The 24,510-nt window shown below is 73.4% G+C and carries 22 protein-coding genes and 1 riboswitch; of the genes, 12 read left to right on the top strand and 10 right to left on the bottom strand.

What is annotated here, in order from left to right:
• The coding region (locus tag ACZ7J0_RS16435; RefSeq protein WP_470887866.1) for an LLM class flavin-dependent oxidoreductase at positions 1–191 on the bottom strand (191 nt) is incomplete at its 3' end.
• Positions 192–310: 119 nt separating this feature from the next.
• Between ACZ7J0_RS16435 and ACZ7J0_RS16430 the strand changes: the two genes are divergently transcribed.
• The 3 genes from ACZ7J0_RS16430 to cobM are packed head-to-tail and all read left to right on the top strand — an operon-like array spanning position 311 to position 2,466.
• Positions 311–451: a DUF6126 family protein gene (locus tag ACZ7J0_RS16430; RefSeq protein ID WP_470887864.1), complete on the top strand. Its 141-nt coding sequence runs from the start codon at positions 311–313 to the stop codon at positions 449–451.
• A 33-nt stretch (positions 452–484) separates the two neighbouring features.
• Complete coding sequence (gene cbiE, locus ACZ7J0_RS16425; protein WP_470887862.1) at positions 485–1,720, top strand: precorrin-6y C5,15-methyltransferase (decarboxylating) subunit CbiE; 1,236 nt, start codon at positions 485–487, stop codon at positions 1,718–1,720.
• Positions 1,717–2,466, top strand: a complete 750-nt coding sequence (cobM, locus tag ACZ7J0_RS16420; RefSeq protein ID WP_470887861.1) for a precorrin-4 C(11)-methyltransferase — start codon at positions 1,717–1,719, stop codon at positions 2,464–2,466. The genes cbiE and cobM overlap by 4 nt, the downstream gene beginning before the upstream one ends.
• Before the next feature lie 118 nt (positions 2,467–2,584).
• On the opposite strand, the gene ACZ7J0_RS16415 is transcribed toward cobM, so the two are convergent.
• The 3 genes from ACZ7J0_RS16415 to cobN are packed head-to-tail and all read right to left on the bottom strand — an operon-like array spanning position 2,585 to position 7,440.
• Positions 2,585–3,091, bottom strand: coding sequence for an FBP domain-containing protein (locus ACZ7J0_RS16415; RefSeq protein WP_470887859.1), 507 nt, complete (start codon positions 3,089–3,091; stop codon positions 2,585–2,587).
• 57 nt (positions 3,092–3,148) lie between these two features.
• Entirely contained in the window at positions 3,149–3,847 is a 699-nt protein-coding gene (locus ACZ7J0_RS16410; RefSeq protein ID WP_470887857.1) for a GNAT family N-acetyltransferase, read from the bottom strand.
• Positions 3,844–7,440 carry a cobaltochelatase subunit CobN gene (cobN, locus tag ACZ7J0_RS16405; RefSeq protein ID WP_470887855.1) on the bottom strand — a complete coding sequence of 1,199 codons (3,597 nt, stop codon included), beginning with the start codon at positions 7,438–7,440 and terminating at the stop codon, positions 3,844–3,846. The genes ACZ7J0_RS16410 and cobN overlap by 4 nt, the downstream gene beginning before the upstream one ends.
• 37 nt (positions 7,441–7,477) lie before the next feature.
• Positions 7,478–7,611: riboswitch (cobalamin riboswitch) on the bottom strand.
• Positions 7,612–7,651: 40 nt separating this feature from the next.
• Here cobN and ACZ7J0_RS16400 point away from each other — a divergent pair.
• From ACZ7J0_RS16400 to ACZ7J0_RS16380, 5 genes are all read left to right on the top strand, one after another.
• The gene (locus ACZ7J0_RS16400) at positions 7,652–9,184 is read left to right on the top strand and encodes a cobalamin biosynthesis protein CobG (RefSeq protein WP_470887902.1); all 1,533 of its coding nucleotides are present in this window, start codon (positions 7,652–7,654) and stop codon (positions 9,182–9,184) included.
• The gene (locus ACZ7J0_RS16395) at positions 9,181–9,822 is read left to right on the top strand and encodes a precorrin-8X methylmutase (RefSeq protein WP_470887853.1); all 642 of its coding nucleotides are present in this window, start codon (positions 9,181–9,183) and stop codon (positions 9,820–9,822) included. Before ACZ7J0_RS16400 ends, ACZ7J0_RS16395 begins: the two co-directional genes overlap by 4 nt.
• On the top strand, positions 9,819–11,324 hold the full coding sequence (locus ACZ7J0_RS16390; RefSeq protein WP_470887851.1) for a precorrin-2 C(20)-methyltransferase: 1,506 nt from the start codon (positions 9,819–9,821) through the stop codon (positions 11,322–11,324). Before ACZ7J0_RS16395 ends, ACZ7J0_RS16390 begins: the two co-directional genes overlap by 4 nt.
• Positions 11,325–11,400: 76 nt before the next feature.
• Complete coding sequence (locus tag ACZ7J0_RS16385) at positions 11,401–11,538, top strand: hypothetical protein (RefSeq protein WP_470887906.1); 138 nt, start codon at positions 11,401–11,403, stop codon at positions 11,536–11,538.
• Entirely contained in the window at positions 11,535–11,978 is a 444-nt protein-coding gene (locus tag ACZ7J0_RS16380) for a PIN domain-containing protein (protein ID WP_470887849.1), read from the top strand. Before ACZ7J0_RS16385 ends, ACZ7J0_RS16380 begins: the two co-directional genes overlap by 4 nt.
• Before the next feature lie 217 nt (positions 11,979–12,195).
• Here the strand turns inward: ACZ7J0_RS16380 and ACZ7J0_RS16375 are convergent, their stop codons facing one another.
• Positions 12,196–12,621, bottom strand: coding sequence for an ATP-binding protein (locus tag ACZ7J0_RS16375; RefSeq protein WP_470887847.1), 426 nt, complete (start codon positions 12,619–12,621; stop codon positions 12,196–12,198).
• Positions 12,622–13,129: 508 nt separating this feature from the next.
• Between ACZ7J0_RS16375 and ACZ7J0_RS16370 the strand changes: the two genes are divergently transcribed.
• Positions 13,130–13,885, top strand: a complete 756-nt coding sequence (locus tag ACZ7J0_RS16370) for a GntR family transcriptional regulator (RefSeq protein WP_470887845.1) — start codon at positions 13,130–13,132, stop codon at positions 13,883–13,885.
• A gap of 16 nt (positions 13,886–13,901) precedes the next feature.
• Here the strand turns inward: ACZ7J0_RS16370 and ACZ7J0_RS16365 are convergent, their stop codons facing one another.
• Positions 13,902–14,633: a cobalt-precorrin-6A reductase gene (locus ACZ7J0_RS16365; protein ID WP_470887843.1), complete on the bottom strand. Its 732-nt coding sequence runs from the start codon at positions 14,631–14,633 to the stop codon at positions 13,902–13,904.
• 12 nt (positions 14,634–14,645) lie between these two features.
• On the opposite strand from ACZ7J0_RS16365, the gene ACZ7J0_RS16360 reads away from it, so the two are divergent.
• Positions 14,646–15,767, top strand: a complete 1,122-nt coding sequence (locus ACZ7J0_RS16360; protein ID WP_470887900.1) for a cobalt-precorrin-5B (C(1))-methyltransferase — start codon at positions 14,646–14,648, stop codon at positions 15,765–15,767.
• A 90-nt stretch (positions 15,768–15,857) separates the two neighbouring features.
• On the opposite strand, the gene ACZ7J0_RS16355 is transcribed toward ACZ7J0_RS16360, so the two are convergent.
• Positions 15,858–17,915, bottom strand: coding sequence for a PA14 domain-containing protein (locus tag ACZ7J0_RS16355; RefSeq protein ID WP_470887841.1), 2,058 nt, complete (start codon positions 17,913–17,915; stop codon positions 15,858–15,860).
• A gap of 315 nt (positions 17,916–18,230) precedes the next feature.
• Positions 18,231–19,430, bottom strand: a complete 1,200-nt coding sequence (locus ACZ7J0_RS16350) for an FAD-dependent monooxygenase (RefSeq protein WP_470887839.1) — start codon at positions 19,428–19,430, stop codon at positions 18,231–18,233.
• 164 nt (positions 19,431–19,594) lie between these two features.
• Between ACZ7J0_RS16350 and ACZ7J0_RS16345 the strand changes: the two genes are divergently transcribed.
• Positions 19,595–20,290 (top strand): TetR/AcrR family transcriptional regulator, encoded by a 696-nt coding sequence (locus ACZ7J0_RS16345; protein ID WP_470887837.1) that lies wholly within the window; start codon positions 19,595–19,597, stop codon positions 20,288–20,290.
• Positions 20,291–20,548: 258 nt separating this feature from the next.
• On the opposite strand, the gene abc-f is transcribed toward ACZ7J0_RS16345, so the two are convergent.
• Entirely contained in the window at positions 20,549–22,144 is a 1,596-nt protein-coding gene (abc-f, locus tag ACZ7J0_RS16340) for a ribosomal protection-like ABC-F family protein (RefSeq protein WP_470887898.1), read from the bottom strand.
• 171 nt (positions 22,145–22,315) lie between these two features.
• Here abc-f and ACZ7J0_RS16335 point away from each other — a divergent pair, with 171 nt between their 5' ends.
• Positions 22,316–22,885, top strand: coding sequence for a hypothetical protein (locus ACZ7J0_RS16335; RefSeq protein WP_470887835.1), 570 nt, complete (start codon positions 22,316–22,318; stop codon positions 22,883–22,885).
• A gap of 123 nt (positions 22,886–23,008) precedes the next feature.
• Here ACZ7J0_RS16335 and ACZ7J0_RS16330 read toward each other — a convergent pair whose 3' ends face one another.
• Positions 23,009–24,307 (bottom strand): peptidase, encoded by a 1,299-nt coding sequence (locus tag ACZ7J0_RS16330; RefSeq protein ID WP_470887833.1) that lies wholly within the window; start codon positions 24,305–24,307, stop codon positions 23,009–23,011.
• Between the last annotated feature and the right edge of the window lie 203 nt (positions 24,308–24,510).

Here is a 24,510-nt window from a genome sequence, read left to right as displayed (position 1 = left end):
AGCAGGGTCGTCGGTGACGAGGGCACGAACGGCGGGTTGTGGTGCTCACCCGTCGCGAAGACGTCGAGACCGACCTCCTCCGCCTTGAGGGCGATGGCGACCGTGTCCTTGATCCGCTCGTGTTCGGTCGGCGTACGACCGGTGGTCGGGTCGGTCGTCACATCACCGACGGTGAAGATCCCGAACTGCATCGTGCTCACCTCTCGCGGGCGATCCGGCTGGATCCGTCTGCTTCATTTGGTTGAATCTTAAACTGACCCTCTCAACCGCACCGCTCGCGTCCCTATTCCCGGCCCGTACGCTGGTCCCCATGAGCGAGAACGACCGGGACCACGAGCGCTGGAAGGAACGCGGCGTCGCCCTGCGCGTCTTCGTGTACGTCTTCGCCACGCACGCCTTCGCCGGATTCGTCTGGCTCCTCTTCTACGTCGGTGAGAACGCCCAGAGGTAGGCGTCCCATACCCCTCCCGTAGAGTTCGCCGACGTGAGCTCCGTACCCCCACCAGCGATATCCGTCGTCGGGATCGGCGCGGACGGATGGGACGGACTCTCCGGTCCCTCCCGGGCCGCCCTGCGTGACGCCGAAGCCGTCCTCGGCGGCCCCCGTCAGCTGGACCTGCTGCCCGCCGAGTGCGCCGGCGAACGGATCGCCTGGTCCACGCCGCTGCGCCCCGCCGTCCCGGGCCTGCTGGCCGCCCACGCCGGCCGCCGCCTCGCGGTCCTGGCCAGCGGCGACCCCATGTTCTACGGGATCGGCCGCACCCTCGCCGAGATCGCCGGCGCGGACCGCCTCCGGGTCCTGCCCCACCCCTCCTCCGTCTCGTACGCCTGCGCCCGCCTCGGCTGGGCCCTGGAGGACACCGGGACCGTCACCCTCGTCGGCCGGCCCCTCGCGTCCCTGGCCGCCGCCCTGCACCACGGGCGGCGCCTCCTCGTCCTCAGCGCGGGCGCCGCGACACCCGGCGAGGTCGCCGGGCTGCTGCGCGAGCGGGGCTTCGGACCCAGCCGGCTGACCGTCCTGGAGCAGCTGGGCTCCGAGCGGGAGAACGCGCTGCACGGCACCGCCGACACATGGGACCGGCCTCCCGGCGACCCGCTCAACGTCATCGCCGTGGAGTGCGCACGCGACCCCGCGGCCCTGCGGCTCGGCGCTTCGGCCGGCCTGCCCGACGAGGCGTACGAGCACGACGGCCAGCTCACCAAGCGCCACGTCCGCGCCGCGACCCTCGCGGCGCTCGCGCCCGCGCCCGGCGAGCTGCTCTGGGACATCGGCGGCGGCTCGGGCTCCATCGGCATCGAGTGGATGCGCACCCACCGCTCCTGCCGGGCGATCACCGTCGAGCGGGCCCCGGAGCGGGCCGCCCGCATCACCCGCAACGCCTCCGCCCTCGGCGTCCCCGCCCTCCGTGTCGTCAGCGCCGCCGCCCCCGCCGGACTGGCCGAACTGCCCGCGCCCGACGCCGTGTTCATCGGCGGAGGGCTCACCGCTCCCGGTCTCCTGGACGCCTGCTGGGACGCGCTGCCCCCGGGCGGCAGGCTGGTCGCCAACACCGTCACCCTGGAGTCCGAGGCGCTGCTCGCCGACCGGTACCGGACACACGGCGGCGAACTCGTACGGCTCGCGGTCGCCCACGCCGTCCCGGTGGGCGGCTTCACCGGCTGGCGCCAGGCGATGCCGGTCACCCAGTGGTCCGTCACCAAGAAAGAAGCATCAGCATGACCGTCTACTTCATCGGCGCGGGCCCCGGGGCCGCCGACCTGATCACCGTGCGCGGCGCGCGTACGCTCGCGTCCTGCGGGGTCTGTCTGTACGCGGGCTCCCTCGTCCCCCGCGAACTCCTCGCCGAGTGCCCGCCGGACGCCCGCCTCGTCGACACCGCCCAGCTGGACCTGGACCAGATCGTCGCCGAGATCGTCCGCGCGCACGAGGAGGGCCAGGACGTGGCCCGGCTGCACTCCGGCGACCCGTCCGTCTTCAGCGCGGTCGCCGAGCAGATGCGGCGTCTCGACGCGGAGGGCATCGCCTACGAAGTCGTCCCCGGCGTCCCGGCCTTCGCGGCCGCGGCGGCCGCGCTCAAGCGGGAGCTGACCGTCCCCACGGTCGGTCAGACGGTCATCCTCACCCGCATCGCCCAGCAGGCCACCCCCATGCCGCCCGGCGAGGACCTGGCGACCCTGGGCCGCAGCGGCGCGCTCCTCGTCCTGCACCTGGCCGCCCGCTATGTCGACCGGGTCGTCGGCGAACTGCTCCCGCACTACGGCGCCGACTGCCCCGCGGCGGTCGTCGCGATGGCCAGCCGCCCGGACGAGGTGGTGCTCCGGGGCACCCTGGACGACATCGCCGCCCAGACCAAGGCGGCGGGGATCACGAAGACGGCGGTGATCCTGGTGGGCCGCACGCTGGCCGCCTCGCAGTTCCGGGACAGCCACCTGTACGACCCGGAACGGGACCGCCACGTCTGCTGAGCCCGTCCGAGGCCGGGCCGAGCCCCGTCGCGGCCCCGGGCCGAACTCCGGCCCAGCCCCCGTCCCCGCACCGTCCGGCCTCAGGCGGATCCCCCGGCCGAGCCCGTCGCGCCGGCCCTCAGCTCGTTTCGAGGACCTTCGCCACGAACGCCCCCACGTTGCCCGTCATCCGCTCGACCCGCTCGTCGAGCGTGAGCGTCTCCTCGTAGCGGGGCCGAGTCGCCGGCTGCCGCTTCTCGCGGACGTAGAGAGGGCATGCCAGGTCGGCGCAGGCGTAGATGCCGACGGTGTTTCCCTGGCGGCCCGCCGCGCCCGCGCGCGGCGCGGCGAAGAGGGACACACCGGAGGAGGCGTGGCCGGTCAGACAGAACTGGCACAGACTCGACTTGATGGCGCTCGTACGGGCCTTGTCCGGGGTCCGCAGGGTGATGCCGACGGGGCCGCCTTCGGCCCCGGGCAGCACGAGGTGGCTGCGCAGGGGCGCGCCCGGGTCGCGCCAGCCCAGGAAGTCGAGGTCGGCCCAGGGCAGCTCCCCGAAGTCGAGGGGGAGCTTGAGGCGGGCGGCCTCGCCCTTGGAGCAATTGGCGAACGACCCGCGGATCTGTTGTTCGGTGAGAGGTTCCACGCCGGAGAACGGTACGGAAGAGGACGGACCGAGGCATCCGGGTTTCCCCCGGCTGTGTCAGGAGCCGTGGACCTCGGTCACTTCCAGCACCCGCGCCGTGATTCCCGCGACCGTCCCCAGCGCCGCGCGCTCCGGGGACGCCAGGAACGACTCGTAGGCATCCTTGTCCGGGAAGCGCAGCAGGTGCACCTCCGCGAGGCCGTCGCCCGTGCGCAGGCGCCGCTCCAGGCGTCCGCCGTGGGCGGGCAGGAGCGCCAGGACGGCGTCCTCGTAGCGAAGGGCCGCTTCCGCCGCGTCCCCGGGGAAGTCGAGGAGCACCGCGAGCTGGAAGGAGAGCGCCGCCGCCTCGAGCGGCTTCCAGAAGCTCACGTCGGTGTGCCCGCCCGGCATGCCCGGCGTGCGGCCCGTCTCCACATAGCCGTGGCGCAGATAGAAGGGCGGAGCCTGGAAGGAGTACGAGGCGACGGTCATCCGCGTGCAGCCGCGGCGCCGCGCCTCCTCCTCGGCCGCGTGCATCAGCTCGCTGCCCCAGCCGCCGTGCCGGTGGTCGGCCCGCACCCACAGCAGCTCGATGAAACCGCAGCCGCCCCAGGTCGCGCCCGTCAGACCGCCGATGAGCTCGCCGTCGGCGTCGGTCACCCGGACGGACAGACCGGCCTCGTCGTAGGCGCCGGTCGTCCGCTGGTTGAAGGCGGTCAGTTCACCGCCGAGGCGCTCGGCGAGCCGCTCGTCCTCGCCGCCCACCGTGAGGTTCACTCGTCGTCCTCCAGATCGCCCTCGGTCTCCAGGAAGACCTGGCGCAGCCGCTCCAGGACCTCCGGGTCCGGCTTGGCCCACATGCCCCGGGACTCCGCCTCGAGGAGGCGCTCCGCGATGCCGTGCAGCGCCCATGGGTTGGCCTCCTGGAGGAAGGCGCGGTTCTCCGGGTCGAGGACGTACGCCTCGGTGAGCTTGTCGTACATCCAGTCGGCCACGACCCCGGTCGTCGCGTCGTACCCGAAGAGGTAGTCGACGGTCGCCGCCAGCTCGAACGCGCCCTTGTAGCCGTGGCGCCGCATCGCCTCGATCCAGCGCGGGTTGACGACGCGGGCCCGGAAGACGCGGGAGGTCTCCTCGACGAGGGTCCGGGTCCGGACGGTCTCGGGGCGGGTCGAGTCGCCGATGTACGCCTCGGGGGCCGTGCCCCGCAGCGCGCGCACGGTCGCGACCATGCCGCCGTGGTACTGGAAGTAGTCGTCCGAGTCCGCGATGTCGTGCTCACGGGTGTCCGTGTTCTTCGCGGCCACCGCGATCCGCTTGTACGCGGTCTCCATCTCCTCGCGCGCCGGACGCCCGTCGAGCTCGCGGCCGTACGCGTAGCCTCCCCACACCGTGTACACCTCGGCGAGGTCGGCGTCGGTGCGCCAGTCGCGGGAGTCGATGAGCTGGAGGATGCCCGCGCCGTACGTCCCCGGCCGGGAGCCGAAGATCCGGGTGGTGGCCCGCCGCTCGTCGCCGTGCTCCGCCAGGTCCGCCTGGGCGTGGGCGCGTACGTGGTTCTGGTCGGCCGGCTCGTCGAGCGAGGCCGCGAGCCGCACCGCGTCGTCGAGCAGCGCGATGGTGTGCGGGAAGGCGTCCCGGAAGAAGCCCGAGATGCGCAGCGTGACGTCGATACGGGGACGGCCCAGCTCCGTGAGGGGGATGGGCTCCAGGCCGTTGACCCGGCGCGAGGCGTCGTCCCAGACGGGACGGATGCCCAGCAGGGCCAGGGCCTCGGCGACGTCGTCGCCGGAGGTGCGCATCGCGCTCGTGCCCCACAGGGACAGGCCCACGGAGGTCGGCCAGTCGCCGTTGTCGGCGCGGTAGCGCTCGAGCAGCGAGTCGGCGAGTGCCTGGCCGGTCTCCCACGCGAGACGCGAGGGGACGGCCTTCGGGTCGACGGAGTAGAAGTTCCGGCCGGTCGGAAGCACGTTGACCAGGCCGCGCAGCGGCGAGCCGGACGGCCCCGCCGGGACGAAGCCGCCGTTCAGCGCGTGGACGGCGTGGTCGAGTTCATCGGTCGTCGCGGCGAGGCGCGGCACGACCTGGCGGGCGGCGAAGTCGAGGATGTCGACGACCGCTGGCGGGTGACCGGCGGCCACGGCCGCGACGGAGCCGGGGTTCCAGTCGGCGTCCTCCATCGCCTGGACGAGCGCGCGGGCGGCGGCCTCCGTCTCGTCGGCGGCGGTGCGGGTCGCGGCCGACTCGTCCAGGCCCAGCGCCTCGCGCAGGCCGAGAAGCGCCTGTGTTCCGCCCCAGATCTGGCGGGCACGGAGGATGGAGAGCACCAGGTTGACCCGCTCGGGGCCGGTCGGGGCGCCACCGAGCACATGCAGTCCGTCGCGGATCTGCGCGTCCTTGACCTCGCACAGCCAGCCGTCGACGTGGAGCAGGAAGTCGTCGAACCCGTCGTCGTCGGGGCGGTCTTCGAGCCCGAGGTCGTGGTCGAGCTTGGCTGCCTGGATCAGCGTCCAGATCTGCGCGCGGATCGCCGGGAGCTTCACCGGGTCCATCGAGGAGATCGCCGCGTACTCGTCGAGCAGCTGCTCCAGGCGGGCGATGTCACCGTAGGACTCGGCCCGCGCCATCGGCGGTACGAGATGGTCGACGAGGGTCGCGTGGACGCGCCGTTTGGCCTGCGTGCCCTCGCCCGGGTCGTTGACGAGGAAGGGATAGACCAGCGGCAGGTCGCCGAGGGCGGCGTCGGGGCCGCACGCGGCGGACAGGCCCGCGTTCTTGCCGGGCAGCCACTCCAGGTTGCCGTGCTTGCCCAGGTGGACCATGGCGTCGGCGCCGAAACCGCCGTCGTCCGCCGAGGCGGCGATCCAGCGGTAGGCCGCCAAGTAGTGGTGCGAGGGCGGCAGATCGGGGTCGTGGTAGATCGCGATCGGGTTCTCGCCGAAGCCGCGCGGCGGCTGGATGAGGACCAGCAGATTGCCGCGCCGCAGCGCGGCGAGGACGATGTCGCCCTCCGGGTTGCGGGAGCGGTCCAGGAACATCTCGCCGGGCGGCGGGCCCCAGTGCCGCTCGACCGACTCCCGGAGTTCGGCCGGCAGGGTCGCGTACCAGCGCTTGTAGTCGGCGGCCGGGATACGGACCGGGTTGCGGGCGAGCTGCTCCTCGGTGAGCCAGTCCTGGTCGTGACCGCCCGCCTCGATCAGCGCGTAGATCAGCTCGTCGCCGTCGCCGGAGACGAGACCGGGCACCTCCTCCTGGCCGAAGTCGTACCCCTCGGTCTGGAGGCGGCGCAGCAGGGCGACGGCGGAGGCGGGGGTGTCGAGGCCGACCGCGTTGCCGATGCGGGAGTGCTTGGTCGGGTAGGCGGAGAGGACCAGCGCGAGGCGCTTCTCGGTGTTCGGGATGTGCCGCAGACGAGCGTGGCGGACGGCGATCCCGGCGACCCGGGCGGCTCGCTCGGCGTCGGCGACGTACGCGGGCAGGCCGTCCTCGTCGATCTCCTTGAAGGAGAACGGGACGGTGATGAGGCGGCCGTCGAACTCGGGCACCGCGACCTGGCTGGCGGCGTCGAGCGGCGAGAGGCCCTCGTCGTTCTCCTCCCAGGCGCTGCGCGGGCCGGTCAGGCACAGCGCCTGCAGGATCGGTACGTCGAGGGCGGCGAGCGCGCCCGCGTCCCAGGCCTCCTCGTCGCCGCCGGCCTGCGCCTCGGCGGGCTTGGTGCCGCCGGCCGCGAGCACGGTGGTGACGATCGCGTCGACGGAGCCGAGGCGCTGGAGCAGCTCGGGCTCGGGGGCCCGCAGGGACGCCACGTACAGCGGCAGCGCCTGGGCGCCCTTGTCCTCGATGGCGGCGCAGAGCTCGGCGACGAAGGCGGTGTTGCCGCTCATGTGGTGGGCGCGGTAGTAGAGCACGGCGACGGTCGGGCCGTCGGTGCGTCCGGGAGTTCGCTCCAGCGGGCCCCACGTCGGCGCGGCGGCGGGCGGCTCGAAGCCGTGGCCGGTGAGCAGGACCGTGTCGGACAGGAAGCGGGCGAGCTGCTCCAGATTGTCCGGACCGCCGTGCGCGAGGTAGGCGTGCGCTTCGGTCGCGACGCCGATGGGGACGGTGGAGGCCTCCATCAGCTGTGCGTCGGGAGCCTGTTCGCCGGTGAGGACGACCAGCGGCTTCTGGGCGGCGCGAAGGACGTCCAGTCCCTCCTCCCAGGCGCGTACGCCGCCGAGGAGGCGTACGACGACCAGGTCGGCGTCCTCCAGGAGGGCGGGCAGGTCACCGGTCGTCAGCCGGGACGGGTTCGCGAACCGGTAGGCGACCGGACCGCCGGCCGCGCGGGCGCTGAGCAGGTCGGTGTCGGAGTGCGACAGCAGCAGGATCACGTGCGCAGGCCCTTCCTCGGGGTTGTCCGCGCCCCGGGTGGTCGTATGGACGGCGGGAGTTCCTGACTCACCGGACCTCTCGGCCGGCTCACAGTGGCGGGACCGCGCCGGAATCTCACCGGGCTTCCTCCCTAGGGTCGTGGACCCTGTGCCGTTCTGCATAGTAGAGGCTGCCCGTACCGGGCAGGGGGGCGCCCGCGAGCACGTGGGTATGCTCGCCGCCATGCCGCCCACCCCACCCACAACGCCCAACAGGGGCGAACCTCTCATACGGGACCGTGGCGACGCCTGCCCCGGGGCGCTCCGGCTGCACCCGGCCGACGACGGGCGCCTCGCCCGACTTCGCCTGCCCGCAGGCAGATTGACGTACCATCAGGTGCTCGCGCTGGCCGACGCGGCGGAGACACTGGGTGACGGGCATCTCAGCATCACCTCGCGCGGCAACGCCGAGCTGCGGGGCCTGAGCGAGGGCTGTGGGGCGGATCTCGCGGAGCTCCTCGCGGAGTCCGGTCTGCTGCCCTCCGAGACGCACGAGCGTGTCCGGAACGTGGTGGCTTCCCCAGCGGCCGGTCTCGACGGACTGGGCTCCGGCGACGTGCAGTTGTGGGCGCGGGAGCTCGACGCGCTGCTGTGCGCGACGGACGGGGCGGCGGCGCTTTCCGGTCGTTTTCTCTTCGTCCTCGACGACGGGCGGGGTGATGTGGCGGGGCTGGGCGGCGATGTGACCTTGATCGCAGAGCCGGCGGACGCGGCGCGGGGGATCGCGGACGTGCCACCGGACCCCGCGGGTGCGGTGCGGGGGTCCGCGAGCGCGGCGCCGGTGATGGTGGATGCGGCAGCGGCGCTCGCGGGTGCGGTGCCGGAGTCCCCGGGTGCGGCGCGGGTGATGGCGGACGCGCACCCGGAGCTCGCGGACGCGCCACGAGGGTCCGTGGATGCGGCAGCTGCGCTCGCGGGTGAGCCGCAGGCCACGGCCGGGACGGCGCGGGTGACCCTGCGCGTCGGCGCCCGTGCCTTCCGTGTCGCCGCCGTCGACGCATCCCGGGCCGCCCTCGTCGCGGCGGAGGCCTTCCTCGCGGCCGCCCGCACGGCCGGAAACGGCGCCTGGCGCGTGCGCGAGCTGCCCGCCGGGCAGGAACCGGACGTGGCGGCACACGCGGAGCGGGCGGGGATCGCGGCGGAGCCCGTACCCCCCGCGCCCCTGCCCACCGGCCCGCCCCCCGCCCCCGGCCTCCTCGGCGACACCGCGCTGTCGGTGCTCGCGCCGCTCGGCCGCCTCTCCGTCGCCCAACTGCGCGCCCTGCTGCCCGCCGTGGACACCGGTGAGGTACGGCTCACCCCGTGGCGCGGCGCGGTCGTCACCGGCTTCGCGGACCGCGCCGCCGCCGGGGCGCGGCTGCGGGAGCTCGCGGCCGAGGGCCTGATCACCACCCCCGACTCGCCCTGGGCCGGCGTCGGCGCCTGCACCGGGCGCCCGGGCTGCGCCAAGTCCCTCTCCGACGTCCGCGCGGACGCCACTCCCGACCCCACCCTCGGCCTCACCGCCGGCCCCGGCGGGCTGCCCGTCCACTTCTCCGGCTGCGAGCGGCGCTGCGGCCATCCGCACGGCGCGTGGGTGGACGTGGTCGCGACGGCCGACGGCCAGTACGACGTGAACGGCGTCCCCACCCCCCGTACCTCACTGGCCGCCGCGGTCTCGGCGGCCCGTACCCGTCCCCGTACCCCTCCCGGCACCACGAGATGAGCGAGAGCAGAGTGTTCGACTACGAGAAGGACGGCGCGGAGATCTACCGCCAGTCCTTTGCCACCATCCGCGCCGAGGCGGATCTCGCGGGCCTGCCCGCCGACGTCAGCCAGGTCACCGTACGGATGATCCACGCCTGCGGGATGGTCGACCTCGTCCGCGATCTCGCCTACACGCCCCAGGTGGTGGCCCGCGCCCGCGAGGCGCTGCGCGCCGGGGCGCCCATCCTGTGCGACGCGCAGATGGTCGCGAGCGGCGTGACCCGCAAGCGGCTGCCCGCCGGCAACGACGTCGTCTGCACGCTCTCCGACCCGTCCGTCCCGGCGCTCGCCGCCGACCTGGGCACCACCCGCAGCGCGGCCGCGCTCGAACTGTGGCGCGACCGCCTCGAAGGGTCCGTCGTCGCCATCGGCAACGCGCCCACCGCCCTCTTCCGCCTGCTGGAGATGATCGAGCAGGGCGCGCCGCGCCCGGCCGCCGTCATCGGCATACCGGTCGGCTTCATCGGCGCCGCCGAGTCCAAGGACGCGCTCGCCGCACATGTGTCGGGCGTCGACCACCTGGTCGTCCGGGGACGGCGGGGCGGCAGCGCGATGGCCGCGGCCGCGATCAACGCGATTGCGAGTGAGGTGGAATGAGCGGGCAGCCCTTGCTCGGGAAGCTGTACGGAGTGGGCCTCGGCCCCGGCGATCCGAACCTGATGACCGTACGGGCCGTCCAGGTCATCGCCGAGGCGGACGTGGTGGCGTACCACTCCGCGCGCCACGGCCGGTCGATCGCCCGCTCGATCGCGGCCGCGCACATCCGCGAGGACCACATCGAGGAGCGGCTGATGTACCCGCTCACCGTCGAGACGACGGACCACCCCGGTGGCTACCGGGGCGCGCTCGACGACTTCTACGAGGAGGCGTCGGCCCGGCTCGCCGAGCACCTCGACGCGGGCCGCACGGTCGCCGTCCTCGCGGAGGGCGACCCGCTCTTCTACGGTTCGTACCAGCACATGCACAAGCGGCTCGCGCACCGCTACCCGACCGAGGTCGTCCCCGGCGTCACCTCCGTCAGCGCGTCGGCGGCCCGGCTCGGCGCACCCCTGTGCGAGGCCGAGGAAGTCCTGACGATCATCCCCGGCACGCTGCCGGAGGAGGAGCTGACGGCCCGTCTCGCCGCGACCGACTCGGCGGTGGTGATGAAGCTCGGCCGCACCTTCCCCACCGTGCGGCGCGCACTGGAGCGCGCGGGCCGTCTGGAGGACGCGCGGTACGTCGAGCGCGCCACGATGGAGGGCGAGCGGACGGGGTCCCTGGCGGACATCGACGCGGACTCGGTCCCGTACTTCTCGGTGGCCGTGCTGCCGTCCCGTATCGACGCGGTGGCCCCCGAGGCGCGCGAGCGCGGCGAGGTCGTCGTCGTCGGCACCGGCCCGGCGGGCGCGCCCTGGCTCACGCCGGAGTCCCGGGGGGCGCTGGCGAACGCGGACGACCTCGTCGGGTACACGACCTATCTGGACCGGGTGCCCGTACGGCCGGGGCAGCGGCGGCACGGCTCCGACAACAAGGTCGAGTCCGAGCGGGCCGAGTTCGCCCTGGACCTGGCCCGGCGGGGGCGGCGCGTCGCCGTCGTCTCGGGCGGCGACCCGGGCATCTTCGCGATGGCCACGGCGGTACTGGAGGTGGCGTCGCAGGAGGCGTACGCGGACGTTCCCGTACGGGTCCTGCCGGGCGTGACGGCGGCGAACGCGGCGGCGGCCCGCGCCGGGGCGCCGCTGGGCCACGACTACGCGACGATCTCGCTCTCCGACCGGCTCAAGCCCTGGGAGGTCATCGCGGAACGCCTGCGCGCGGCCGTGACGGCCGACCTGGTCCTCGCCCTCTACAACCCCGGCTCCGCCAGCCGCACCTGGCAGGTGGCGAAGGCCCGCGAACTCCTCCTGGAACACCGGGCCCCGGACACCCCGGTGGTCGTGGCCCGCGACGTCGGCGGCCCGTCCGAATCGGTCCGGGTGCTCCCGCTGGTGGACCTGGACCCGACGGAGATCGACATGCGCACGCTGCTCCTGATCGGCTCCTCCCAGACCCAGGCGGTCCGCCGCGGTGACGGCGACATCGTGGCGTGGACCCCGAGGCGGTACCCGGAGGGGTAAGGACGGGCGGGGCGGTCGGGCCACGGGGCCGACCGCCCCTCCCACATACATCAAGCAAGGGATCCACCTGGCCGCCATGGCCAACCGTGTCTGGGACGAGCCCCTGTTCTCGCGAACGTTCGCCGGCCCCGGACGCACTCTCGCCAAGGAGGAGGTCCGTGACACCGTCGCGGATGCCGTCCAGCGCGACACCGCCCCCGGAACCGCCGCGTGATCGTCGTCGTCGCCGACACCTCCGGCCTGCTGGCCGCCCTTGATTCCACCCATCCCGAACACGAGGCGGCCCAAGAGGCGATCACGACCGCGGGGCTGCTCGTCATGTCTCCCCTGCTGCTCGCCGAACTGGACCACGTGGCCACGCGGGAACTGGGCCGGGAGGCGGCGGTGAGCGCGGTCGACGACATTCGCGGCTGGATGGGACGTGGCCGGGTCTCCCTGCCCGAGATCACCGAGAACCACCTGGGCGCTGCCCAATCAGTACGCGCACGCTACTCCGGCCTCGACCTCGCCCTGGCCGACGCGGTGAACGTCGCCCTGGCCGCCGATTACGACACCGACGCGATCCTCACCCTGGACCGTCGCGCCTTCCGGGCGGTACGCCCGCTGGGCCGCCACAAGTCCTTCCGCGTCCTGCCCGACGACCTGCCGCTCTGACCCGGCTGCGGTACACGGCTCCACGGGCCGCCCGAGTCCAGGACGTTCGCAGAACGATGAGCTCCTCGGGTCAGCGCGCCGTTCCGCCGTTCACCTCGTGCGTGAACCCGTCGCGCACTGTCTGCGCGAGCTCCGGGCCGAGGCGGTGGTGACTCGGAGGCCATGGCCACGGCCGCCCGGAGGAAGGGAGGCGGCCGGCCGGGCCCGGTTCCTGGTGTCAGTCCGGAGGCCCTTCGTCCTCGTCCTGCGGCGCCCGCGTCGACAGTTCCGCCCACACCAGCTTGCCCGGCCCGTTCCTGTCGGCGACGCCCCAGCGGTGGGCCAGCACGTCGACCACGGGGAGCCCCCAGCCGCCGCTCGCGTCCTCGCCCGGAAGCGCCATGAGCGGGCGGACCTCGGAGGCGTCGTGGACTTCGATCCGGAGGCCGTCCGGGACGGGCGCGAAGCGTGTCTCGATCTCCCGGCCCGGTACGTGCGCATGGCGCACGGCGTTGGTGAGCAGCTCCGAGAGGACGAGCGAGGCACTGTCCTCGATCCGGCTCAGCCCCCAACTACCCAGCGCTGCCCGCAACTCCGCCCGCGCCCGCCCGACCGAACGCGGGCTGCGGCTCCAGCGCCGGACGATCGTCGGCTCCTGTTCCATCAGGCCACCTCCACGCCGTGGATCAACCGCGGCCCCACGTCGACGCCGTGGGCGGCGAGCCAGAGTGCTCGCCGCCGCTGCCGCTGAAGCCGGACCTTTTCCCGTTCTTCGTACGCAGTCAGATACGGACGTACGAGCCTGCTGTCCTCACCGCGCAGCGGAGTGCACCGCGAGGGGGCGGAAACGGTGGGCGGCGTACGCCGCGCGCGCGGCGGGGGACCGGTGCGGCGACGGCGGCCCGACGGGGGAAGTAACAGCCGCAGCAGCGGCTCGAAGAGACGGTGGATAACCCTTACTGAGGTGCCCTTTGAGAAGCGGTGGTGGTCGGACATGAACACGGCTTGTCTCCCTGGCTCTTGAGGCATGCATCTCTAGAGATGTCACCTCAGTGAAGTGCGCGCCGGAAGGCCTGTCCATACTTCTCTAGAGAACTCATCCGATCGAGTCGCGGAGTGGGGAGCCGGTCCTCCCCTTAGGGTGTCCGGAGCGGAAGGAAGTGATCGGTTTCATGGCGCAGGGCAACGACGGGCGGCCCAAGTACCAGCGGATCGCCGATGAGTTGAAGCAGGCCGTCCATGCCGGCGTGTACGGGCCCGGGGACCGGCTGCCGGGGGAGAACGACCTCATGGCCACCTACGAGGTGGCCCGGATGACCGCCCGCCAGGCGTTGGGCGTCCTTCAGAGCGAAGGCCTCGCCGAAGCGCGAAAGGGCGCCGGCGTATACGTGCGGGCCTTCAAGCCCCTTCGCAGGCGCGGCATCCCCCGGCTCGCCCGGGACCAGTGGGGGTCCGGCAGGTCCGTTTGGGACGTGGACGTCGAGGACCGGGCGCTCACCGTGGACCAGGTCGAGGTCACCGAGGAGGAGGCCGAGGACGAGGTCGCCGAGGCGCTCGGGTTGTCGGTCGGGGCGCTCGTGTGGGTGCGGCGGCGGCGCTTCGTGCTGGAGGGGAAGCCCGTGCTCCTCGCCACGTCCCGTCTGCCCGCCGATCTCGTGGAGGGCTCCGCGATCACGCGGGAGGACACCGGCCCCGGCGGGATCTACGCCCGCCTCGCCGAGCTCGGGCACGAGCCCGCGCGCTTCCGGGAGGAGATCCGCAGCCGGATGCCGACCGCCGAGGAGGCCAAGCGGCTGTCGCTGCCCGCGGGGACTCCTGTGATCCTGATCCGCCGGACGGCCCGCACCCGCGACGGCCGGATCGTCGAGGTCAACGAGATGACGCTCGACTCCGGGTCCTACGTGCTGGAGTACGACTTCGACGCCTGAGGCGGCCGCCGGCCCGTCACCCCGCCCGCTCCAGAGCCCACGCCGCCGCCTCCCCCGGGCTCGTCGCCGTCGGGACGCCCTCCGGGGCCGGGGGGCGGCGGACGATGACGACGGGGAGGCCCGCCTCGCGGGCCGCGCGGAGCTTCGGAGCCGTCGCCGCGCCCCCGCTGTCCTTGGTCACCAGGACGTCGATGCGATGGCGCCGCAGAAGCTCCCGTTCGCCGTCCAGGGAGAAGGGCCCCCGGTCCAGGAGGACTTCCATGCGGGCCGGCGCGGGGGGTTCCGGGGCGTCCACGCTGCGGACCAGGAACCAGGCGGCGCAGGACGCGAAGGCGGCGAGGCCCATCCGGCCCGTCGTCAGGAAGGCCCGCTCGCCGAGGGTGTCCACGAGGGAGGCCGCCTCCTCCAGGGAGCCGGCCGGGTGCCAGATGTCGCCCTCCACGGGGGCCCACCCGGGACGGCGGAGCGCCAGCAGGGGAACATGGGCCAGGTCGGCGGCGTACGCCGCGTTGAAACTGATCGTCCCGGCGAAAGGATGGGTGGCGTCGATGACCGCGTCCACCTGGTGCTCGCGCAGCCACCCGGCCAGGCCCTCCGCCCCGCCGAAGCCCCCGATCCGCACCTCGCCCGGCGGCAGTTTCGGCGACGCGACCCGGCCCGCGAGCGAGTTCGTGACGCGTACCGTCGGATGCAGCAGCCCAGCCAGGGCGCGGGCCTCGGTCGTACCTCCGAGGATCAGGACGTGCATGGGGATTCCTTCATGACGGCGAGCGGCGGGCGCACCGGCCAACTCAAGCACACCGGTCTGCGGCCCGGCTGGACCACCGGTGCCTGCGCCACCGCGGCCACCACCGCCGCGTACACCGCGCTGCTCACCGGCGACTTTCCGGATCCGGTGACGATCACCCTCCCGAAGGGGCAGACGCCCGCCTTCGCACTCGCCGTCGAGGACATCACCGGGCCCGCCGCGACGGCGGGCGTGGTCAAGGACGCCGGCGATGACCCGGACGTCACCCACGGGGCGCTGATCCGGGCGACGGTACGGGCCCTCCCGGCCGGCTCCGGGGTCGTCTTCCGGGCCGGCCCCGGCGTCGGGACCGTCACCCTCCCCGGCCTCCCCCTCGAGGTGGGCGAGCCGGCCATCAACCCCGTGCCCCGCCAGATGATGCGCGACCACGTCGCGCGGGTCGCGGACCGCCACGGCGGCAGCGGCGACGTGGAGATCACCGTCTCCGTCGACCACGGCGAGGAGATCGCCCGCTCCACCTGGAACCCCCGCATCGGCATCCTCGGCGGCCTCTCCATCCTCGGCACCACCGGCATCGTCGTCCCGTACTCCTGCTCCGCCTGGATCGACTCCATCCGACGCGGCGTCGACGTGGCCCGGGCGGCAGGGCTCACGCATGTCGCGGGATGCACCGGGTCGACCTCGGAGAAGACCGTCACCGCGCTCTACGACCTCCCCGAGCTCGCTCTGCTCGACATGGGCGACTTCGCCGGCGCGGTGCTCAAGTACGTACGCCGGCACCCCGTCGACCGGCTCACCGTCTGCGGCGGCTTCGCCAAGCTCTCCAAGCTCGCCGCCGGTCATCTCGACCTGCACTCGGCCCGTTCGCAGGTGGACAAGGGGTTCCTCGCCGAACTGGCCCGCCAGGGTGGTGCGGACGACGCCCTGGCCGCCGAGATCGCCGTCGCCAACACGGGACTCGCGGCGCTCCAGCTTTGCGCCGCCGCGGGGGTCCCGCTCGGCGATCTCGTCGCCGCCACCGCCCGCGACCAGGCCCTCGCCGTACTGCGGGGGGCGCCGGTCACCGTGGACGTCGTCTGCATCGACCGGGCGGGAACGGTCGTCGGCCGCTCCGAGCCGCGCCGGCCGCTCTAGCCGGGGCAGCCCCCGGCCGCAGGACGGCAGACGGCCGCCTCCCCGAGGGGGAGGCGGCCGCCCACGCGTTCGCCGAGCGGACCGACCGGGTCAGACGCGATCCTGCCGCACGCTTCCCCACGCGTACGTCGCGACCGCGCTGCCGTCCGCTCGCAGCGCCTGGAACGTGTAGAAGTACGTGTTCCCGGTCGCTGCCGTGGTGTCCGTGTAGCTCCTCGTCGCGGCCGGCAGCAGCCCGCTGTGCAGCGGCTCGTAGGCCTGCGTGGTCGGGTTCCACCTGCTGACGCGGTAGCCGGCGATCGGGTCGCAGAGCGTGGCGTCGGTGCACTGCCAGGTGACGGTGGTCATGCCCGGGCCGGTGACCAGGGTGTCCGGGCTGAAGCTGCTGAGGCGCCCCTCGTTCGGGACGGTCACGGACGGCCGGAGGTCCAGCTCGGTGGCCGTGACCGTGGCGACGTTCGGACTGGTCGTCGGGGCCAGCGCGTTGCCCCAGCGGTCCTTGGCCGCCACCGCGTACACATACGTCTCGCCGTCCGGCAGGTCGGCGCAGAGGATCGCGAGCGGGTCGGCCGTACCGTCCCAGCAGCCGACCGTGCCGAGCCAGCGGACCGTGCCGTCGGCCTCCCGGACGCCGCTCCAGACCCGATAGCCGTCGAGGTCGTCCTCTGTCGAGGCGGCCCAGGTCAGCAGGATGCCGTCGTTGCGCGGGGTGGCCTTCAGGCCGGTGACCGGGCCGGGAGCGACGCGGTCGCCGCTGCGGACGGTGAGCGGGGCGGAGAGCGCCGACTCGTTGCCCGCGGCGTCCACGGTCGTGACGGCGTACGTGGAGTACGTGCCGGCGGCCATGCCCCGGTCCGCGCACAGACCCCCGGTGCTGGTGGCGTCGCTGCCCTCGGCGCAGGTCACGGGAGTGAGCGCGGCGGGGTCGAGGGCCTTGCCCGGCGAGCGGTACACGCGGTAGTGCCCGCCGTTGTCCCACTCCTGGTAGAAGTTCCCGGGCGTCTTCCAGTACACCTGCGTCTCGCCGACGCCGACGACGGAGCCCAGGTCGGTCGGGGGCTGCCACGGTGTCCGGTCGACGCCGTCACCGATGATCGTGGCGGAGAACACCGACGGGTTGCCGAGCGCGTCGAGGGCGCGGACGCGGTAGTACCGGGGAGCGTTGAGGGGTGCTTCGTGGTCGTCGTACGACGGCTCGGTGGTCGTGCCGAGCAGCGTGTACGGGCCCGCCGACGCCGAGGCCGCGTGGACCTCGTAGCGGGCGGCGTCGGCGACGGTCCGCCAGCGCAGCAGGGCGACGTACGCGTCACCGGTGACCGTGAGGCCGGCCGGGGCGGCCGGGCCGGTCCGGTCCACGCTGGTGGCCGTCACGTCGAGGCTGCCGACGGACTCGCGGCCGGCCTTGTCGACGGCGCGGACCTCGTAGAGGAACGTCTGCCCCGTCGCGGGCGGCGCGTCGGTGAAGGAGGGGGTGGTGAGGAGGGTGGAGCCGCTGACGTTCGTCCAGCTCGTGGCGCTCAGCCGGCGGTACACGCGGTAGCCGGCGAGGTCCATCTCCTTGTTCGCGGTCCAGCGCAGGGCGGCCTTGGCGGTCGCCCGGTCGTACGTCGCCGAGAGGCCGGTGGGCGCCAGCGGACGGACCGTGTCGACGGTCGCCGAGGTGCGCGGGGCGTACGTGAACCCGACGTTGGCGGCGCCCGTCCAGGCGACGTAGTCCACCCGGATCGAGTGCTTGCCGGACGGGATGCCGAGGTCGAGGGTCTTCCGCTGCGTGGTCGAGACGTTCTTCCACAGATCGATCTTGCGCACGCCGTCGAGGTAGACGCGTATGCCGTCCTGCGTCGCGGCGGAGAACGTGAAGGGACCGCCGGAGCCGAAGTCGCGGGTGATGCTCCAGCGGACGGTGAAGTTGTCCTTGGGCAGGGTGACACCCGCCGGGTCGCCGGTGCCGTAGTTCTCGGCGATGGCCGTGTCGCAGGCGGTCAGCTTGGGCGTGCCGCTGAACGAGGTGTTGGCGAAGTACTGCGCCGTCCACACCGGGGAGGCGCAGGTGACGGCCGCGGAGGCCGGGGTGGCGGTGAGGATGCCACCGGCGGTGGCGAGGGCGGCCGTCGCGGCCAGCGCCCGCAGCCGGGTACGAGTGATCACAGAAGGAACGTGCCTTTCCGGACCACGCGGCGACATGCCGGGGCCGCACTACGACGAGACGAAGCGGAAGTGTGGGGAAAGGCGGGTCGGGTGGGGCCGGTGTTCCGCCGGAGGGACTCTATCGCTCGGCCGGCTCCGGACGACAGGAGGTTTCCGGGGCCTCGAGACTTCCTGGGGCCTGGACCTGCGGGACTTGGACCTGCGGGTCCGGCGCCCCGGGATCTGCGCTGGGGTCTGCGCCTGGTGCCGGGGCTCCCGGGCCAACTGGTCCCGGGCCTCCCGCTCCCCGGCCTCCCCGGGATCCGCTCCCCGGGCTCAGGCCGCGCACCGCTCCGCCAGGGCGCCGTAGTCGGGCAGGTCGACGGTGTTGGTGACCTTCTTGCCCTCCTCCAGCATCCAGTTGAGAACGCGACGGCGGCTCAGCAGGCCGTTGCGCAGGCGCAGACCCCACGCCGTGCCGGGAGCGAGGAACGGACCGGTGCGGTCGCCGCTCTTCTGGCAGCCCTCGGCGTAGGCCCGCAGCAGTCGCTCGTAGCGCGCGAAGGCCGAGGCGTGGTCGTCGGGGTGCCGCGCCAGCTCCCCGGCCAGGACGTACGCGGCCACGATCCCGGTACCGGTGCCCATGCCGCCGATGGTCGCGCCGCAGGCGGCGTCGCCGACGAGGGCGATCCGGCCCCTGGACCAGGTGTCGACGTCGGCCCGGCTGATGGAGTCGAAGTACAGCTCCGACGCCTCCTCGAGCGACTCCAGAAGCCGCGGCACCTCCCAGCCCTGGCCGGCGAAGGCCTCGGCGATCAGGGCCTTCTGCGCCTCGATGTCATGGCGGTCATAGGTGAGTTCGGGCGAGGCGAAGACGAAGAAGGCACGGGCCCGCCGGGGGTTCAGGGGGTCGGTGCCGACACTCGCGAGGCGACCGGGGGTGTTGAGACCGACGGACCCCTCGCCCGGGCCGATGCCCAGGTGGTTGGGCAGGCTCCAGGTCGCGGCGTAGTGGCCGAGGTGGCGGACGTACGACGCCTCGGGGCCGAAGGCGAGGCGGCGGACGTTCGAGTGCAGGCCGTCGGCGCCGATCACCAGGTCGTAGGTGGCCGGGGCGGCGTTCCGGAAGGTGACCTGGACGCCGTCGGCGGTCTCGGTGAGGGAGGTGATCGAATCGCCGAAGACGTACTGGGCGTGGGGGAGGCTGTGCTCGTGGAGCACCCGGGCCAGGTCCCCCCGCAGCACCTCGAGGTCACCGCCCGCGAAGTCACCGGGCAGGTGGAGGAGTTCGCGGCCGTTCTCGTCGACGAATCGCATCGGGCTGCCGCCGGTCCGGCGCTCGCGCAGCCGGTCGAGGACTCCCATCCGCTCCAGCACGGTCATGTGCGTCTCGCCGCGGAAGTCGACGGCCTGGCCGCCTTCGCGCAGGGCCGGGGCGAGCTCGACGACGGTGACGTCGAATCCGTAGTGCCCGAGCCAGTGGGCGAGGGCCGGGCCGGCGATGCTCGCGCCCGAGATCAGGACCTTCTTGCTCATGGGACCGCTCCTCCGTGACCGCGTTTAACTGCGTCCAACGGACGCTGTTTCGATGTGTGTACGGTAGACGCAGTTTCTGCTCGCCGCAAGGGGCGACGCCGGAGACGTGACCGGAGACGTGAGCGGAGAGGGTGGTGCGCGGCGTGGCCAAGGAGAGTGGCGGGATGAACGGGATGGTGCGGCTGCTGTGGGGGCCGCCCGCCCGGCCGACGCGCGGGCCCAAGCCGGCGCTGAGCCTGGAGCGGATCGCGCGGGCGGGCGTGGAGATCGCCGACGCGGAGGGGCTGGTCGCGGTGACCATGCAGCGCGTCGCCGAGCAGCTCGGGAAGACCAAGATGTCGCTCTATCGGTACGTGCCCGGGAAGGCGGAACTCGTCGCGCTGATGGTGGAGTCGGCGATCGGTGAGGTGGCGGAGGCCCGGGAGGGCGGCTGGCGGGAGCGGCTCGACGCCTGGTCGCACGGGCTCTCGGTCCGGTTCCACGAGCACCCCTGGCTCCTGGACGCCACGCTGGGCGCGCGGGTGATGGGCCCGAAGGAACTCGCCTGGCTGGAGGAGGCGCTCGTCGCCCTGGAGGGGACGGGGCTGACCGGGGCCGAGCGGATGGACGCGGTGGTCCTCTTGACCGGCCATGTCCGGGGCATCGCGGCACAGGCCCGCGCGACGGGGCCGGGGGAGCGGACCGAGGAGCAACTGACCCTTGCCCTGGGCGAGGTGATGCGCGAACACGGCGAGCGCTTCCCGGCCCTCGGCGCGACGCTGGCCTCGGTGGACGCGACGGGCGGCCGCGACCAGGCGCTCGACTTCGGCCTGGAGCGCATCCTCGACGGCCTCGAAACCCTCATCGCGCGCCGGGGGTAGGGGGCGCCGCTGTACGGGCCCGAGGGGTCCCGGGCCCGTACGGCTCGCGGGCCGGACGCCCGAGGCCCCCGCTCCCTGGCCGTCCCGGGAAATGGCCCGCTGCCGAGCGGCCTGGTCCCTGGCCTCCCCGCTCGGCTGCCAAGCGCCACGCCGGAGGTCGGCCCTGGGGCAGGCGGCACTCTCCGGCCCGCTGCCGAGCGGCCGCGTGGCGAAACTCGCACCCTCCGGCGCGCCGCCGGACGCCCGGGGGCCGCCCCCTCACGCCGTCGCCGCCACCCCCGCCCCCAGTTCGAGTCGGCGTCCCGCGAACCCCTCGCGGACGCGGCGGTCGTGGGTCACCAGGACCAGCGTGCCCGCGTAGGAGGCGAGGGCTGCCTCCAGTTCCTCGACCAGACCCGGGGCCAGGTGGTTGGTCGGTTCGTCGAGGAGGAGGAGGTCGAGGGGGTGGGCGGTCAGGGTGGACAGTTCGAGTTTGCGGCGCTGGCCCGTCGACAGGGCGCAGACCGGCGTCGTCAGGTCGCGTGGGGCGAGGAGTCCCAAGTCGAGCAGCCGGGCGGCATGTTCGGGGCCGTACGCCTCGGCGACCGGGCGGGTCTCCGTCGGCGGGGCGGAGTCCTGGCGCAGGAAGCCGACGCGGGGCGGACGGCGGACCGTGCCGGTGTCAGGGGTCAGTTCGCCGGCGAGGAGACGCAGGAGAGTGGTCTTCCCGGAGCCGTTGGGGCCCGTGACGAGGAGCCGCTCGCCCGGGGCCAGACGCAGGCTGTCGAGGCGCAGCCGGCCCGCCACCTCCACATCCGTGAGTTCGACCGGCGCGGTGGCCTCGCCCTCGATCCGACCGGTGAACCGCAGCGGCCTCGGCGGGGCGGCGACCGGGTTCGCGGTCAGCCGCGCCGTCCGCTCGCGCGCCGCGCGGATACGGCTCATCGCCCCGTGCGCCCGCGACCTGGCCCGGAACGCCCCGGCGCCGCTGAAGGCCGCCGGCGCCTTGCGCGGGATCGCGGAGAAGCGCTCGATGGCGGTGTCCGCGAGGGCCGCGTTCCGGGCGAGCTCCGCGCGCCAGTCCTCGTACTCCCGCTCCCGACGGGCGCGGGCGGCGGCCCGGCCGGCGAGGTAGCCGGCGTAGCCGTTGCCGTACCTGCGGACGGTTCGCAGGTCCTGGTCGACCTCCAGGATCGCGGTGGTAACGCGGTCCAGGAAGACGCGGTCGTGAGTGACGGCGACGACCGTGCCGCGATGGGCGCGGAGCCGTTCCTCCAGCCACGCGACGGCCTCGTCGTCGAGGTCGTTGGTCGGCTCGTCGAGGAGCAGCAGCTCCGGGTCGGCCGCGAGGGTCGCGGCGAGCGCGAGCCGCGAGCGCTGCCCGCCCGACAGGGTGCCGAGGGGCCGGTGCCGGTCGAGCGCGGCGCGCTCGCCGAGACGGTGGAGCACGGTGTCGACGCGGCGGTCGGCGTCGCGGCCGCCGCGTGCCTCGTGGGCGGCGAGCAGCTCCCCGTACGCGGCCAGCCCGGCCGGCTCCGCGCCGGCCGGCCCTGATTCCGCCAGCTCGGCTTCGGCCTGCCTGATACGGCGTTCCAGGGACCGTACGTCGGCCAGCGCGAGGTCGACGGCGTCCTGGACGAGGGCCGTGCCGGGCAGGTCGAGGGTCTGGGCGAGATGGCCGAGCCCACCGGGCGAGTCGACGGCGACGGTGCCGTTGTCGGGGGCGTCCGTCCCGGCGAGCAGGCGCAGCAGCGTGGACTTGCCGGAGCCGTTGTCCCCCACGACGCCGATCCGCTCGCCGGGCCGGACGCTGAGAGAAACCTGGTCGAGGACGACACGGTCGTCGAATCGCTTGGTGACGTCGGACAGAACGATGCGGGTATCGGGTGAGGCAGGGTGCAAGGGTGCGGTCCTCCGGTTGCGGTCACTGAGAAAGACGAGACGTATCGTCTCGTTCGATGACGAGAGTACGCCCGCGACAACGCCTATGCAAGACGCGTCGTCTCGTTACGTCCTCGGGTGCGGTGACCCGGTACCTTCCCGACCGTGGAGGCGACAGGGAACGCGTTCGACTTCGGCATCGACGGCTACCGGCCGCACTGGCTCCAGGGCAACCGGGCGGTGACCGCCGCCCATGCCGAGCGGCTGCGCCGGCTCGTCGGGCGCCCGCTGACGCGGAGCTGGCTGGTGTGGGACCTTCAGGACGACCAGTGGTTCTCCGACTGCCCCGTCGTCCTCGACTTCGACGGCGAGCGCGTCGAGATCAACCACCAGAAGTTCGACGACCTCTCGCTCACCTGGAATTCCTTCGATCCGGAGCGGTCACCGGTGCGCTGGTACGGCTTCGAGCTCGCCTGGCGTGCCGACCCGCTGCCCCAACTCCTGGAGCTGCGGGGGCAGATGCTCGTGAGTGTCGAGCTGGTGGAGTGGTTCGAAGAGAAGGCCGGCCGGGGCGGCACGGGCGGGGACGCCGGGGGCCGGGGCGTCGACATCGGGTTCGGCCTCGCGCACGGCTGGCTGACCGTCTTCAACGCGCTCGACGAGAACGGACTGGCCTTCACCCCGCCCGACCCGTCGCACTACCGCCGTCAGCCTCTCCTCCGACCGGACGACTGACCGGACGACTGGCCAGACGGCTGAACGGGCGACTGACCGGGTGGCGACGCGGACGCGCACAGGCGGCGAGACGCATCGGGCCCCGGCACCAGGAGGTGCCGGGGCCCGATGTCGTGGTCACGACTAGGCGTTGGTGCCCGCCTTGCGGCGCCGCACGACGAGCATCGCGCCGGCTCCGAGGACGACGGCCGCGCCACCCGCGAGGGCGATCCGCGGGACGACGTCCGACGAGCCGGTCTCGGCGAGGCTGCCGTTCGTGGTGTTCACCGGCTGAGTGGACTGGCCACCCTGCGCCGTGGTGTTCGACGTGCCGGGCTTCGGCTTGGCGTCCTCGACCTTGCCGGGCTTCGTGCCCGCGGCCTGGAGCTGGAAGACGTACTCGGTCAGCTCGGGGGACCCGCCGCAGCTGAGGTCGTCGTTGGCGTAGTCGCCGGCGAGGAAGGCCATGCCCTGGCCGGCCGGCGCGGACGCGTCGACCTTCAGACGCAGCTTGATGTCCGCGTGGGCGCCCGCCTTCAGCTTGTTGACGGCGTCGATCTGGTGCTTCTCGTCGACGGGCTTCCAGGCGGGGGACGAGGTGGACGACCACTGCAGGTGCAGCAGCTTGTCGAGGTCCTTCAGGCCCTTCTTGTCGAAGGCGTGGACGCTCGCGAACGGCCAGACCTTGTCGAGGGTCCGCTCGGTGCCGTTGGTCATCCGCAGCGTGAAGTCGACCGTCGTACCAGCGACGACCTTGCCCGGCAGCCCGGTCAGGGTCGTGGTCAGACGCGGCTCGGGAACGCAGCCGCCCTCCTCGCCCTCGCCTTCCTCCTCCTTGGCGTCGGCGAGCGCCTTCTCGGCGGCCTTCAGTGCCTTCTCGGCATCCTTCCGGGCCGTCTCGGCGGCGGTGGCCGCCTGGAGGGTGGCGATCCGCTGGTCGTCGCGCGCGTCCGCGGCGGTGGTGGCCTTCGTGTCTGCCTCGGTCTTGGCGCTCTCGGCGGTCTTGACGGCCTCCTGGGCGTCGGCGACGGCCTTCTCCGCAGCGGCCTTCTCCTCGGGCGTGGCGGTGGCGGGCAGCGTCAGGAGGTGGTTGTTGGCGGCCGTGAGCGCGTTGTCGGCGTTCGTCTTGGCCTCGGCGGCGGCCTTCGCGGCCTTACGGGCGTCGTCCGCGGCGAGGGCGAGCGGCGCGTCGTCGGCGAAGGCCGCGTCGCGGGCCTTCACGGCGGCGCTCTCGGCGGCGAGCGCCTCCTCGTACGTCTTCTTCGCCTTGGCGACGGCCTTTTCGAGCTCCTCGAGGGAGGGCTTGCCGGGCGTCGTCTGCTGCGTCTGCGGGGCAGGAGCGCCGGGGGCGCCGGCGGCGAACGCGGGGGCGACGGAGAGCAGCACGGCGGGGGTCGTCACGGTGGCGACGACCGCTGTGGCGAGAATGCGGCGGATCTTCACAGGAGACCTTCTCTGGATCCGAAGAATTGAAATGCAGTCGCTGCGGTAAACGGCACGCTGAGCGACTGCCGCATGATCGTATGGCCGCAATAGGGCCCGGAGAAGGGGCATTTACGCGCGCTACCGGGCGGAATGTGAGAGTCCGTGGTGGTCATAGAACGCCAAACCGGACAGTTGCTCACGGTTCCTGTGGTTTTTCTGTG

The organism is Streptomyces sp. NPDC038280 (genome assembly GCF_055600045.1).
Note: the sequence above shows the minus strand (reverse complement) of the source record. Positions and strands in the feature narration are given on the sequence as shown.

What these genes read in the sequence shown, in the direction of transcription:
- ACZ7J0_RS16385 (WP_470887906.1), top strand. Translation starts at nt 11,401, where the DNA reads ATGGCCAACCGTGTCTGGGACGAGCCCCTGTTCTCGCGAACGTTCGCC.
- ACZ7J0_RS16375 (WP_470887847.1), bottom strand. Translation starts at nt 12,621, where the DNA reads ATGGAACAGGAGCCGACGATCGTCCGGCGCTGGAGCCGCAGCCCGCGT.
- ACZ7J0_RS16395 (WP_470887853.1), top strand. Translation starts at nt 9,181, where the DNA reads ATGAGCGAGAGCAGAGTGTTCGACTACGAGAAGGACGGCGCGGAGATC.
- ACZ7J0_RS16430 (WP_470887864.1), top strand. Translation starts at nt 311, where the DNA reads ATGAGCGAGAACGACCGGGACCACGAGCGCTGGAAGGAACGCGGCGTC.
- ACZ7J0_RS16400 (WP_470887902.1), top strand. Translation starts at nt 7,652, where the DNA reads ATGCTCGCCGCCATGCCGCCCACCCCACCCACAACGCCCAACAGGGGC.
- ACZ7J0_RS16350 (WP_470887839.1), bottom strand. Translation starts at nt 19,430, where the DNA reads ATGAGCAAGAAGGTCCTGATCTCGGGCGCGAGCATCGCCGGCCCGGCC.
- ACZ7J0_RS16370 (WP_470887845.1), top strand. Translation starts at nt 13,130, where the DNA reads ATGGCGCAGGGCAACGACGGGCGGCCCAAGTACCAGCGGATCGCCGAT.
- ACZ7J0_RS16345 (WP_470887837.1), top strand. Translation starts at nt 19,595, where the DNA reads ATGAACGGGATGGTGCGGCTGCTGTGGGGGCCGCCCGCCCGGCCGACG.
- ACZ7J0_RS16365 (WP_470887843.1), bottom strand. Translation starts at nt 14,633, where the DNA reads ATGCACGTCCTGATCCTCGGAGGTACGACCGAGGCCCGCGCCCTGGCT.
- ACZ7J0_RS16390 (WP_470887851.1), top strand. Translation starts at nt 9,819, where the DNA reads ATGAGCGGGCAGCCCTTGCTCGGGAAGCTGTACGGAGTGGGCCTCGGC.
- ACZ7J0_RS16360 (WP_470887900.1), top strand. Translation starts at nt 14,646, where the DNA reads ATGACGGCGAGCGGCGGGCGCACCGGCCAACTCAAGCACACCGGTCTG.
- cobM (WP_470887861.1), top strand. Translation starts at nt 1,717, where the DNA reads ATGACCGTCTACTTCATCGGCGCGGGCCCCGGGGCCGCCGACCTGATC.